This is a genomic window from Legionella qingyii, assembly GCF_003184185.1.
Window position 1 is genome coordinate 130756 of sequence record NZ_QHJG01000014.1, and the last position, 13755, is coordinate 144510.

The window sequence follows — 13755 nt, forward strand, 5'->3', positions numbered from 1 at the left end:
GTGAACAAACAACTAAGTAAGCGCGGAATTGTACGACTATGGTTTGTACAGCTAAGCGTTACATTGGTCTTTGCAGCTTTATGCGCACTAGTATATGGTACTAATGCAGGAAGTTCAGCATTGCTTGGTGGTATGGTTTGTATCGTTCCAAATGCATATTTTGCTAGGAAACTATTTAAGTATCAGGGTGCGCGTTCAGCCAAACAGATAGTAAATAGCTTCTATAAAGGCGAAGCATTAAAGATAGTTATATCCATATTCCTGTTCACTGCGGTGTTTTTGCTATTTAAAATCACACCGTTAGCGTTTTTTGCGTCGTATATTATGATACTGATGACGCATTGGTTTGCCCCGTTGATTATTGTAAATAAACAGAATAGGCCTGAAAGTGACTGAAATGGTATCTAGCACAAACTACATTAAGCATCATTTAACGTATCTTACTTATAACGTTAGTGATATGAAATTGGGTTCGGGTGGTTTCTGGACATTGAATCTTGACACTTTATTTTTCTCAATCGTTTTAGGAATAGTTGTTTGCGGATTAATGTATTTTGGTGCACGCAAAGTGACTACCGGCATTCCGGGTAAGTTACAGAACTTTGCTGAAATCATGCTTCAATTTGCAGATAATCAGGTTAAAGACTGCTTCCATGGCAAAAACAACCTAATTGGGCCATTGGCATTAACCATTTTTCTATGGGTATTCCTGATGAACTTCATGGATATTTTACCTGTAGATATATTACCTGCTCTCGCGCAAACCGGAGGCATCCACTACCTTAAAGTCGTGCCAACAAACGATTTAAACTTAACCTTTGGTTTATCACTTTCTGTATTTATTCTGATTATTTTTTACAGCATTAAGATAAAAGGTGTGAAAAAGTTTATCAAAGAGTTGACTTTACAGCCTTTTAATCATCCTGGATTTATACCTTTTAACTTACTGCTCGAAGTGGTTGGTCTCGTTGCTAAACCAATTTCACTGGCATTACGTTTATTTGGTAACTTATATGCAGGCGAATTGATATTCATATTGATCGCGCTGTTAACCTTAAATGCTGCAACTTCATCAACACTGGCTACTGCGACTTTAGGCTCAGCACAATTTATTTTGGCGCTGGCGTGGTCAATATTCCATATATTGGTGATAACATTGCAAGCATTTATTTTCATGGTGCTAACGATTGTGTATCTTAGTTTGGCACACGAAGATCATTAACCGATTTAATTTTCATCCATTGTAAAGGGGATAAATATGCAAGCCGCTAGTTTAATAGCACAAATTCAGAGTATGACCGTTGTTGCGGTTGCCTTGTTAATTGGTTTGGGTGCATTGGGCACAGCGATAGGATTTGGTTTGCTTGGTGGCAAATTCCTTGAAGGCTCAGCTCGTCAACCAGAAATGGTTCCAATGTTACAAGTAAAAATGTTCATCGTTGCTGGTCTATTAGACGCCGTAACCATGATTGGAGTGGGTATCGCATTGTTCTTTACTTTCGCAAACCCTTTCCTTAGCAACCTGGGTTCTTGATAACACATAATCAGGGCGCCAGGCGCCCTAATTGTTACAGGAGATAAACAGTGGAAATTAATTTAACATTAATTGTACAAATGCTCGTTTTTGCAGCGTTTGTTTTGTTTACCATGAAGTTAGTATGGCCTCCATTAGCAAAGGCAATGGAAGAACGACAAGACAAAATTGCTGATGGTTTAGCTGCTGCAGAACGTGGTCGAAAAGAATTAGAACTAGCTCAGCATCGCGTAAAGGATGAATTAAAACAAGCTAAGGTTCAATCAGCAGACATCATTGAAAAAGCGAATAAGCGTGCTGCGCAAATCATTGAAGAAGCAAAAGAAGCTGCGAAGCATGAAGCGCAAATGCAAGTGAAATTGGCACAAGAGCAATTACTGCAACAAGTCAATCACGCAAAAGATGAATTGCGTAAACAGGTTGCAAACTTGGCAATAACTGGTGCTGAGAAAATTTTGAAGCGCGAAATTGATGCCAAGGTAAATACTGCCTTATTAGATAACTTGATAGAAGAGATTTAAAATGTCTGATAGTACCACCATAGCCAGACCCTATGCTAAAGCAATATTTGAATATGCTTTAGGGGAAAAAAAATTAGCTGAGTGGTCAGCACATTTGAAAAATCTTGCACAAGCTGTGCTGATGCCTGAAGCTGAAAAGTTTATTGCTAATCCAGCAACTACTGTCGCGCAGCATATCGAGTTGTTGCATGCAGCAATCGATGCAAAGTCAAATGAAAATAAGGCATTAAACAATTTAATTACCTTGTTGGCTACAAATAAAAGATTGATACTGCTACCAGATATTTGTGCACTCTATGAAGCACATCGTGCAGAGCAAGAGAAAACTCTGTGTGTTGATGTAAGCAGTTTTTCTGATTTATCAAATGCGCAACAACAGCGATTAATCGAATCATTAAGTCAGCGCTTACAGCGCAAGGTCTCGTTAAAAATCAGTATTGATCCTTCCTTGCTTGGTGGAGCAATAATTCGAGCGGGCGATTTAGTTATAGATGGTTCAGTTCGTGGCAAGCTTAACAAGCTCAGTACAGAATTGGCCGCATAATTTAGAGGATAGTTTCCATGTCAGAACAAGTAGCGTTAAATCCTTCTGAAATCAGTGAATTAATCAGAAAGAAAATAGAACACTTTAGTGTAGTATCTGAGTCACGCAATGAAGGTACTATTGTCAGTTTGAAAGACGGTGTTGTGAGCTTGCATGGCCTTGAAGATGCAATGGCTGGTGAAATGATTGAATTTCCAGGCGGAATTTATGGTCTGGCTCTTAACCTTGAAAGAGACTCGGTAGGCGCGGTTGTTCTTGGTGATTATTCTACTTTAGCTGAAGGTCAAAAAGGTAAATGTACTGGCCGTATTCTTGAAGTTCCAGTTGGGAAAGGACTTTTAGGCCGGGTTGTTGATGCTTTAGGTAATCCAATTGATGGTAAAGGCCCAATCGATGCAGCAGGCATGGCTCCCATTGAAAAAGTTGCTCCTGGTGTTATTGCACGTAAATCAGTAGACCAACCAGTACAAACAGGATTAAAAGCAATCGACGCAATGATTCCAGTTGGACGTGGACAGCGTGAGCTCATCATTGGTGACCGTCAAACAGGAAAAACAGCAATCGCAATTGATGCGATTATTAACCAGAAAGGCACGGGTGTTAAGTGTGTTTATGTAGCAGTCGGACAAAAAGCTTCATCTGTGGCAGCAATAGTACGTAAGCTTGAAGAGCATGGTGCTTTAGAACATACCATCGTCGTAGTTGCCGGTGCATCTGACTCAGCTGCATTACAATTCATCGCACCCTATGCCGGATGCACCATGGGTGAATACTTCATGGAGCGCGGTGAAGATGCATTAATCGTATATGATGACTTAACTAAACAGGCTTGGGCTTATCGACAAATTTCATTATTATTAAGAAGACCACCTGGCCGTGAAGCATATCCTGGTGATATTTTCTATTTGCATTCACGCTTGCTAGAAAGAGCAGCACGAATCAATGCTGATGAAGTAGAAAAATTAACTAATGGCGAAGTTAAAGGAAAAACAGGATCATTGACTGCCTTACCGATTATTGAAACACAAGCTGGTGACGTATCAGCATTCGTTCCAACTAACGTAATTTCGATTACTGACGGTCAGATTTTCCTTGATGTTGATTTATTTAACTCAGGTGTAAGACCAGCGATTAACTCCGGTCTTTCTGTATCACGGGTTGGTGGTGCTGCACAAACAAAAATCATGAAAAAGCTGGGTGGTGGTACTCGTTTGGCACTGGCTCAATTCCGCGAATTGGAAGCGTTCTCTCAATTTGCTTCAGACCTTGATGATGCAACTCGTAAACAGTTAGAGCGCGGTCAGCGCATTACTGAGTTGATGAAACAAAAACAATATTCTCCATTATCTGTTGCAGAAATGGGTACGGCATTGTTTGTTGTTGAAAAAGGTTATTTGGATGATGTACCGGTAAGTGAAGTTGCTGCATTTGAAGCGTCATTGCATGACTATATGCGTACCTCACATCCTGATCTACTACAACTGATCAATGAAGCGGGCGCTTACGATAATGACATTGAAGCAAAATTGAAAAAAGCTGTAGAGGACTTTAAACGTACGGCAAGTTGGTAAGTCAATTTAAGGCGAAGTGATATTATGGCTGGAGCAAAAGAAATCCGTTCGAAAATTTCGAGTATTAATAAGACCCGAAAGATTACTCGTGCGATGGAAATGGTGGCAGCAAGCAAAATGCGTAAAACTCAGGAAAGAATGCGCGCATCTAAACCTTATGCCAGTAAGATCTACGGTGTAGTAAAACATATTGCTCGTGCTCATTCAGAGTACAGACATCCGTTTATGACCCATCGCGAGGTTAACCGTATTGGTCTAATCGTTGTCACTACAGATCGCGGTCTATGCGGTGGTTTAAACGTAAACTTGCTGCGAGAGACAATTCGCACTATTCGTAACTGGAAAGAGCAAGGCAAAGAGGTTGATATTGCTGTTATCGGCCGTAAGGGACAAGCATTTTTTAAACGCGTTGGCAGTAATGTTCTTGGCTCAAAAGACCATCTAGGTGATACGCCAAGTATAAAAGACCTTATCGGTATCGTTAAAGTCATGCTTGATGCGTTTAATAATGGCACCATCGATGCATTGCACGTTGTATATAACGAATTTGTTAACACCATGACTCAGAAGCCTATGGTGAAACAATTACTACCATTGCCAAAATCAGAAGAAGACAGCACAACAATGGGGCATCATTGGGACTACATCTACGAACCTGATGCTAAGGAATTGCTGGATAATCTTTTAGAACGTTATATCGAATTGCAGATTTACCAAGCAGTAGTTGAAAATATTGCTTGTGAACAAGCGGCTAAAATGATTGCAATGAAAAATGCAACTGATAATGCCGGTGATTTGATTAAAGAATTTCAATTGGCTTATAACAAAGCTCGACAAGCTGCAATTACTCAAGAGTTAGCAGAGATTGTCGGTGGCGCAGCCGCTTTATAAGAGGGTATAAAATGAGCTTAGGAACTGTAGTAGAAATTATTGGCGCGGTTGTGGATGTGGAATTCCCCCGTGATAATGTCCCTAAAATCAATGATGCATTGAAACTTGTTGATGGTGATTTGGTTTTCGAAGTACAGCAACAGCTGGGTGATGGTGTAGTTCGTACTATTGCAATGGGAACAACCGAAGGACTTAAGCGTGGTTTAAAAGCTGAAAATACAGCTAATCCTATTCAAGTACCTGTTGGTAAAAAAACCCTGGGTCGAATTATGGATGTTTTGGGTCGTCCTGTTGATGATGCAGGCCCAATCGGTGCAGAAGAGCATTGGTCTATTCATCGCAAGCCACCAAGTTACGAAGAACAAGCAGGCAGTCAAGAATTGCTTGAGACCGGTATTAAAGTTATTGACTTGCTCTGTCCTTTTGCTAAAGGGGGTAAAGTCGGACTGTTCGGTGGTGCCGGTGTGGGCAAGACTGTGAATATGATGGAGTTAATTCGAAACATCGCGATTGAGCATAGCGGATACTCTGTATTTGCGGGTGTTGGTGAGCGTACTCGTGAAGGAAATGACTTCTATCATGAAATGAAAGACTCAAATGTATTGGATAAAGTATCATTGGTTTATGGCCAAATGAATGAGCCACCAGGTAACCGTTTACGAGTTGCATTAACTGGCTTGACCATGGCTGAAAAATTCCGTGATGAAGGCCGTGACGTATTACTATTCATTGACAATATCTATCGATATACCTTGGCAGGGGTTGAAGTATCAGCTCTGTTAGGTCGTATGCCCTCTGCTGTGGGTTATCAACCAACACTTGCTGAAGAAATGGGTATGTTGCAAGAACGTATTACTTCTACTAAGACTGGTTCTATTACTTCAATTCAAGCAGTATACGTACCTGCTGACGATTTAACTGACCCGTCACCAGCAACTACGTTTGCTCACTTGGATGCTACCGTTGTATTGTCGCGACAAATTGCTGAACTAGGAATCTATCCTGCGGTAGATCCTCTGGATTCTACTTCTCGACAATTAGATCCACTAATTGTTGGACAAGAGCACTACGATACAGCACGTCGTGTACAACAAACATTACAACGCTATAAAGAATTAAAAGACATTATTGCGATTCTTGGTATGGACGAATTATCTGAAGAAGATAAACGTGTTGTTACCCGTGCGCGTAAAATCCAAAGATTCTTATCTCAACCATTCTTCGTTGCTGAAGTATTTACTGGTTCTCCAGGAAAATACGTATCGTTAAAAGATACGATTAAAGGCTTCCAAGGTATTCTCGCCGGTGAATACGATGATTTACCTGAGCAGGCATTCTATATGGTTGGTAGCATTGAGGAAGCGGTTGCTAAAGCTAAGACCTTGTGAGGTAGGCAAATATGACTAGAACAACGCACTTAGATATTGTTAGTGCTGAACATGAAATATTCTCTGGTTTAGTAGAAATGGTAGTGGCTACAGGAGAATTAGGCGAAATAGGTATTACAGCCGGTCATGCACCTTTGCTTACAATTCTAAAGCCAGGCGAAGTGAGAATTACTTTGTCTGGTGGCCACCAAGAAATTTACTATGTTCAAGGTGGAATGCTGGAAATACAACCTAACTGTGTGACTATTCTTGCAGATGTGGTTGAACGAGCTGAGCATCTTGATGAAGCCGCTGTTCTGGCTGCTAAAGCTCAAGCTGAGGCGGCAATGGCGAGTAAAGGCGGTGAAATGGATTATTCTGTTGCTGCTGCCGAACTAGCTCGAGCTGTTGCACAAATTCGCGCTATTCAAAAAGTTAGAAAGTCAATTAAATAGTATCAACTCCAATCTTTAATGTTCCCCTCCCTTTTTGTGCAAGAGGGAGGCGATTTTTTAAATCGCTGTAAATATAACTGGTGAAATTAACCGAAGATTTTAATAAATATCGTTATTTGGTTTTGTCACTTTTGATGCTGGAACTCTCTTTAACAGTTTGGATATCAGAATATAAAACGACCTGATTTCGTCCATTATTTTTTGCGAAATATAGTGCCTTATCGGCTGCTTCAATGAGTTCAACCAGGGTGTGACCATGCTCCGGGTAGGAAGAAATTCCAATCGAAATGGTTATGGGGCCAACCTGTTGGGCGCCATATCTTATTTTTAACATGGATACCGAATTCCTGATGCTATCGGCACGCTCTTTAATAGATTTTGGATCTGCATTGAAGAATACGATGACAAATTCTTCCCCGCCGTATCTCGATGCCATATCTTCAATGCGTATATCATCCTGCAATACTTTGCCTACTTCTTTCAAAACAACGTCTCCAGCATCGTGCCCAAAAGTATCATTAATCCGTTTAAAATGGTCCAAATCTAGCATCAAAATTGAAAGAGGGAGTTTTGCACGTTCTGCTTGATGAAGTTGTTTAAATAGAAAGTCTTCTAAATAACGACGATTATACAAACCGGTTAATGGATCTCGGATTGATTGGTAGCGCAGATTTTCCCTTAGACGTACATTAGCATAGGCCAAAGCGATTAATTCCGAGAATGCAGTGATCAAGAGTAGATGATCATCAGAATACAATGTAGTGTCTTCTTGGTTCATCTCAAGAAATAACAATCCATAAATATCATTTTGCGCCATTAGAGGTACACAATGAGACGCTGTCGTTTGTTTATCAGCAATTTTAATATGATCACAAATTAAATCATGATGCGAAGGGCTTATTGTATGAATATGACCTAGGCGAATGGCCCAACAGTGTTCAGGCGTGAAACTGGCTTCTTGTGGGGTGGGATCACCCCAGGAGGCTACACTTTCAAAATAATTTTTTGACGGATGCAGCACATATAAATAACCATTTGCAAAATTAAGCGCGCGTTGACAATATTTGGTAACTACATTATTTAATTCTTCGAGTGTTCCACAAGCAAGTAATATGTCGCTCATTTCAACAAGCAGTGTAATTTGCTTATTTTTATCTTTTAATGCTTGCAGGCCCTTATTAAGGTTTGTATTTAAATCCTTTAGCTCGTCTTGCTCTTTCACCAATTTAGTAATATTACGAACAATATGTACCGCTCCTTTTACTTCATTATTTATATTGATAATGAGGCTTGAGCTGACCTCATAGACATTTCGTTCCTTATTGATCTCCAATTCGACGTTATTTACAAATTCCTCACCGTTTAGAGATTTTTCCCATAATTCCATATAGGGTCTATTTGAACCGGTTACATCAGCAAATGCTTCTTCAAGCGGCATTCCTATGGTAATTGATTTGGTGAATATGCGGCGAAACTCACGATGGTATGCTTCATTAAAGATTATAAATCGACATTCACTATTTACAGCAGCAATCATATCACTTGCACTTTCGAGAATGCTTTGTAATTGTATTTCAATATTTATTCTACGCCGCTCAGCTTTTAGACTGCTTGCCAACTCATAATTTCCTAATAGAAAAGCTGCAATTAAGCCAGTCAGGCTCACAATGCTGCCTATGATGATTATCAAACTAGATTTATGAGCGTTGCTTACTACAATTTGATTTCGCTCATTCAACAATACCATTTCAACTGCATTGATTTCGTCGCCAAGGCCTCTTACTTGATCTGATATTTCTTGTCCTTTATGAACTAAGATCAGGGCTTCCTGGGAACTTAAGCTATTGTGCATTTTGAATTGAATTACTTCATTTATTATTTTCAGTCTCTGATTCACTAAATCAATAAAGTGGGTAACACGTTCATGTTGCTGAGGATTATCTATGGTTAATTGCAGCAGGTCGTTGATTTGTTCAGATAGTTCTTTTGTCACGGTTTTGATGTATTCAAGGTACAGATTATCGTTGGTAATAAGATAGCCCCGTTGATGCGATTCAATATCAACTACAGTGTAAAGTACTTTGTCTGTAGCTTGAGTTACTTGATAACTACGGGTCACCCATTTATTAGACTCTACAAGATCTCGAACCTGTTTGTATGAATAAATGCTGATAATGAGTACCATAATAAACGCCGGTATGGAAATTACGTAAAGAATGTACTTACTTAGGCGAGAATTACTGTAAGTATCTAGGGAACGGCTTGAACTCGTCTTTTCATCCATTAGTTGAACTCCGTAGTCCTTTATTAGGATGCATATTAATACAATTATATATTATTTATTTTGTTTGCTGTGGATGGGAACGAAAATGAGGCATGGGTATGGGTCTAAAATGAATTTTTGTGTTATTTACAACAACTTATTCGAAATATGCTATGATAATACACAAGGTTATCCACAGGTGATCAGATATTTAAAAAACCAAAGATTTTAAAAAATAATTAATTATCAATTGGTTAAATTTATTATACTGCGTTGATTAGAAAAATATACAAAGTTATTCACAATGTATAGGTAGTTTATCTATCTACCAGAACATCCAATTTGTTGAAAATACTTTGCAACAAAGTATCCTAGTGGTTAAATAACGATATAAAACTCATGAATAAAGAAGCAATGAATCAAGTAACAGAACGAAAACCATTAACTGAATTTACCGAAAAGGCTTATCTTGATTATTCAATGTATGTCATTTTGGACAGAGCCTTACCACATATTGCAGATGGATTAAAACCTGTTCAGCGACGCATTATTTATGCAATGTCTGAACTGGGTTTGAAAGCAACCGCCAAATACAAAAAATCAGCACGTACCGTTGGGGATGTATTGGGTAAATTCCATCCACATGGTGACAGTGCCTGTTATGAAGCCATGGTATTAATGGCGCAGCCATTTTCGTACCGTTATCCCTTTGTCGATGGCCAAGGAAACTGGGGTTCTCCTGATGATCCTAAATCCTTTGCCGCAATGCGTTATACGGAAGCTCGGTTATCGCCTTATGCGGAAGTTTTACTTTCAGAGTTATTACAAGGTACGGTAGATTGGGTTGACAATTTTGATGGAACGCTACAAGAACCGGCATTATTACCAGCACGCTTGCCGAATATCTTATTAAATGGTGCAACAGGTATTGCTGTGGGTATGGCTTCAGATATTTTGCCCCATAATTTGACCGAGGTGGCTAATGCTTGTGTTCATTTATTGGATAATCCGCACGCAGATTTAACCGCAATGACCCAATATATCAAAGGCCCTGATTTTCCGACCGAAGCAGAAATCATTACTCCGCCACAAGCCATAGCGAGTATGTATGCGACAGGTAATGGTTCAATTAAAATGCGTGCTGTTTATAGTCAGGAAAAACAAAATATAGTCATCACGGCTTTGCCCTATCAGGTTTCTGGTGCCAAGGTAATAGAGCAAATCGCGTTACAGATGCAGCAGAAAAAACTTCCTATGGTGGAGGATTTACGTGATGAATCCGATCATGAACATCCTACGCGACTGGTTATTATTCCACGTTCAAACCGAGTCGATGCCGAAGGATTGATGTCACATTTATTTGCAACCACAGATTTGGAACGTAGTTATCGAGTTAATTTTAATATGATAGGGCTCGATGGCAGACCAAGAGTAAAAAATTTGCTGGATATTCTGACCGAATGGTTGTCTTATCGATTAACAGTAGTGAAGCGACGATTGGAATATCGTTTGGCAAAAGTGCTCGATCGTATTCATGTTCTTGAAGGCTTACTGATAGCTTATCTGAACATCGATGAAGTCATCGCCATCATTCGTGAACATGAGCAGCCCAAGCAGGGATTAATGGCTCGTTTTAACCTCAGTGATCGCCAGGCAGAAGCCATTTTAGAAATGAAATTGCGTCATTTAGCGAAACTGGAAGAGATAAAGATACGTGGCGAACTGGATGAGCTTTGTGCTGAGCGAGATAACCTGCAAAATATTTTAGCCTCAGAGCAACGATTAAAAACTTTGATTAAAGAAGAAATTATTAGAGACAGGGATGAGTTTGGCGATGCACGTCGTTCACCAATTATTGTGCGACAAGAATCACAAGCATTAAAAGAAGAGGATATTTTACCTAATGAGCCAATTACGGTAGTGCTCTCTAAAAAAGGCTGGGTGAGAGCCGCTAAAGGTTATGATGTAATCGGAAGCGAGTTGAGCTATAAAGCTGGTGATGAATTTAAGGCTCAGGCCATGGCACGTTCAAATCAACAAGTCCTCTTTTTCGATAGCGAGGGCAAAGTTTATTCTTTGCCGGGGCATGTTTTGCCATCAGCTCGAGGACAGGGTGAACCCTTGACTGGGAAGCTTAATCCGGCTGAAGGAGCACTCTTTGAAGCGGTAGTTGGCGGCGAAGCGGAGCAGTTGGTGTTATTGGCATGTGATGCGGGATATGGTTTTATCGCTAAGATTGATGATCTTTACGTAAAAAATCGCAACGGCAAGGCCTGTATCAAGTTGCCTGAATCCAGCCAAATTTTATCACCGCGCGTACTTCCTAAACATGAGGAGTTGTTTGTTGCGTGTGCAACAAGTGCTGGCCGATTACTTATTTTTTCCGCGAAAGAAGTACCTGAGTTATCTCGTGGAAAGGGAAATAAATTAATCAGTATTCCTGCTGCGAAAGCCGCATCACGTGAAGAGTATGTGATTGACTTGCAAGTGCTTTCCGCAGATGATTCCCTCACAGTGCATGCGGGTAAACGTCATTTTACCTTGAAAGGTGCCGATCTGGAGCATTATAAAGGAGAGCGCGGACGACGAGGTAATCGATTGCCACGTGGCTTGCAAAATGTGACCCAATTGCAAGTTAATACCCCAGAATAATCTATAAATTAGATTGTAGCCTGGGGTGAAGTCATCGCAGAAACCGGGTAGTGAATTCTCAGGTTCTACTGCGCTGCATCCAGGCAAATAATGGTGATTCCATCGTTTAATCGATGGGATTTACGCTAATGATCTGTTAAATAATTCATAGTAGTGATAAAGTGCTTGAAGCAATAAGCTAATGTGATTTCCAATAATGGAAAATAGTTTAGATAGGGAAGTCTTAGCACCCATGTTAAAAATTTTTACCTTTGTTGCCTGCCTGTTATTGAGCTCCTGTTTTATGGTTGGTCCTAATTATAAAGAGCCGATAAAACCTATTGCTGCCCATTGGCCGAAGAAGGATGCAACGGTAAAAGAAGCACCATTTAAAACGACAAAATGGTGGCAGGTTTTTCATGACCCCGTACTAACCTCATTAATTTATCAAGGGTATCATAACAATTTGACGCTCCAGAGTGCCGGGGTAAGGGTTTTACAAACCCGGGCACTATTGGCCCAATCGGTAGGTCAGCTGTATCCGCAACAACAGGCGGCCATTGGTAATTTCACCTATTATGAGATTGGTGGTGGCGAGCTGCAGACACTTTTGCCTTCATCCTTTGAAACGTTATCATTGGGTTTTTCTGCGAATTGGGAAATTGATTTTTGGGGTAAATATCGAAGAGCAATTCAGGCCAATGATGCTACATTTTTATCTTCTCTTGCTGCATATGATAATGCCTTAGTCACTCTTACCGCAGATATTGCCAGTACGTACATCCAAATTCGTACTTATGAGAAACAAATCAAGGTAACGAAAGCGAACATCGTCGTGCAAAGAGAAGGATTAAAGATAGCCCGCGCTCGATATAATGCGGGCCAAACGAATCTCATTGATGTCGAGCAAGCCCAGACAGAGCTTTCACAAACAGAAGCCTCTTTGCCTCCCTTGGTGACCAATTTAGAGCAGCAAAAAAATGCATTGGCTCTTTTATTAGGTACGGTGCCTAACGGTGTTGATGGGGAGTTGAGGAAAAGCAGAGGGATTCCCAACGCACCTTCAACTGTAGCTGTTGGCATTCCCCGAGAAGTCTTGGCTCGACGACCGGATATTCATCAAGCGCGTTTGGACGCGATGGCACAATCCGCTAAAATAGGCGCAACAAAAGCCAATCTTTTCCCCTCTTTAGCATTAAATGGAACATTTGTTTTTTCTTCAAATAATATTGGTCAAAATTCGCTTTCGGATATATTCCAATGGTCAAACCGCTCCATAACCGCAGGCCCTGCGCTGACTTGGCCAATACTTAACTATGGGCAAATTACCAACGCGGTACGAGCGCAAGATGCTGCATTCCAACAGTCTTTATTAAGCTACGTCAATTTAGTGCTTAAAGCGCAGCAAGAAGTTCAAAATAGTATTACAGCCTATATCGAGGCAAAAAAGGCAGAGCGTGCTTTAACCAAGGCAAATAACGCTGCAATTAAAACATTGAAACTAGCAATAATACGTTATGTTAACGGGGAAGTTGATTTCACACCGGTATTGAATGCTGAGCAACAACAATTAAGCGTACAGACGTCACTTGTTAATGCACAAGCGAATATTCCTCTGGCATTAGTCTCTCTGTATCGTGCGCTTGGTGGTGGTTGGGAAATTCGTGGTACAAATGATGTGGTGCCACAACAAATAAAAGCAGAAATGGCAGCACGTACGAACTGGGGTACTTTACTAAACCAGCAAAATCATGAAGTACCTCGAACGAAGGAAGAAGAAATAAAAGAACTTTATTTACCTAAGTGGTAGAGGCGTTCTAAATGGTAGTGGGGTTTACCTAATTGTAGAGAACAGGAAATCTCCTCTCGCCGCATTAGTTAAGAAAAAACCTGTCGTTCCCATAAAGGTGGGAACCCACTTCTAGAGTGGCTTATTGCCGCTTTAAGAATAGATTTCCGCCTTCGCGGGAATGACAAA

The 13755-nt window shown here is 40.4% G+C and carries 12 protein-coding genes; 11 read left to right on the top strand and 1 reads right to left on the bottom strand.

Translation table 11 applies throughout. The annotated features are described in order from the left end of the window. Genes DGG96_RS10105 through DGG96_RS10145 form a run of 9 tightly spaced genes read left to right on the top strand, consistent with a single transcriptional unit; the run spans position 1 to position 6883 of the window. Positions 1-396 carry a F0F1 ATP synthase subunit I gene (locus DGG96_RS10105; protein ID WP_110142548.1) on the top strand — a complete coding sequence of 132 codons (396 nt, stop codon included), beginning with the start codon at positions 1-3 and terminating at the stop codon, positions 394-396. 1 nt (position 397) lies between these two features. Further along, positions 398-1222: a F0F1 ATP synthase subunit A gene (gene atpB, locus DGG96_RS10110; RefSeq protein WP_076547500.1), complete on the top strand. Its 825-nt coding sequence runs from the start codon at positions 398-400 to the stop codon at positions 1220-1222. Between the two features lie 36 nt (positions 1223-1258). After that, complete coding sequence (atpE, locus tag DGG96_RS10115) at positions 1259-1534, top strand: F0F1 ATP synthase subunit C (protein ID WP_010655291.1); 276 nt, start codon at positions 1259-1261, stop codon at positions 1532-1534. A gap of 50 nt (positions 1535-1584) precedes the next feature. Continuing rightward, on the top strand, positions 1585-2055 hold the full coding sequence (locus tag DGG96_RS10120) for a F0F1 ATP synthase subunit B (RefSeq protein ID WP_110142549.1): 471 nt from the start codon (positions 1585-1587) through the stop codon (positions 2053-2055). Between the two features lies 1 nt (position 2056). Continuing rightward, positions 2057-2599 (top strand): F0F1 ATP synthase subunit delta, encoded by a 543-nt coding sequence (locus tag DGG96_RS10125; RefSeq protein WP_110142550.1) that lies wholly within the window; start codon positions 2057-2059, stop codon positions 2597-2599. 17 nt (positions 2600-2616) lie between these two features. Continuing rightward, a complete protein-coding gene (atpA, locus tag DGG96_RS10130) occupies positions 2617-4170 on the top strand; it encodes a F0F1 ATP synthase subunit alpha (RefSeq protein WP_110142551.1) in 1554 nt (517 codons plus the stop codon). Positions 4171-4194: 24 nt separating this feature from the next. Beyond that, the gene (gene atpG / locus DGG96_RS10135; protein WP_110142552.1) at positions 4195-5061 is read left to right on the top strand and encodes a F0F1 ATP synthase subunit gamma; all 867 of its coding nucleotides are present in this window, start codon (positions 4195-4197) and stop codon (positions 5059-5061) included. An 11-nt stretch (positions 5062-5072) separates the two neighbouring features. After that, entirely contained in the window at positions 5073-6449 is a 1377-nt protein-coding gene (gene atpD, locus DGG96_RS10140) for a F0F1 ATP synthase subunit beta (protein WP_058469309.1), read from the top strand. Between the two features lie 11 nt (positions 6450-6460). After that, positions 6461-6883: a F0F1 ATP synthase subunit epsilon gene (locus DGG96_RS10145; RefSeq protein ID WP_110142553.1), complete on the top strand. Its 423-nt coding sequence runs from the start codon at positions 6461-6463 to the stop codon at positions 6881-6883. Positions 6884-6995: 112 nt separating this feature from the next. On the opposite strand, the gene DGG96_RS10150 is transcribed toward DGG96_RS10145, so the two are convergent. Then, positions 6996-9167 carry a diguanylate cyclase gene (locus tag DGG96_RS10150; RefSeq protein WP_110142554.1) on the bottom strand — a complete coding sequence of 724 codons (2172 nt, stop codon included), beginning with the start codon at positions 9165-9167 and terminating at the stop codon, positions 6996-6998. Positions 9168-9545: 378 nt separating this feature from the next. Between DGG96_RS10150 and parC the strand changes: the two genes are divergently transcribed. Both parC and DGG96_RS10160 read left to right on the top strand, forming a co-directional pair. After that, complete coding sequence (gene parC / locus DGG96_RS10155; protein ID WP_110142555.1) at positions 9546-11798, top strand: DNA topoisomerase IV subunit A; 2253 nt, start codon at positions 9546-9548, stop codon at positions 11796-11798. A 232-nt stretch (positions 11799-12030) separates the two neighbouring features. Continuing rightward, positions 12031-13587, top strand: a complete 1557-nt coding sequence (locus tag DGG96_RS10160) for an efflux transporter outer membrane subunit (protein WP_110142565.1) — start codon at positions 12031-12033, stop codon at positions 13585-13587. Positions 13588-13755: the final 168 nt, after the last annotated feature.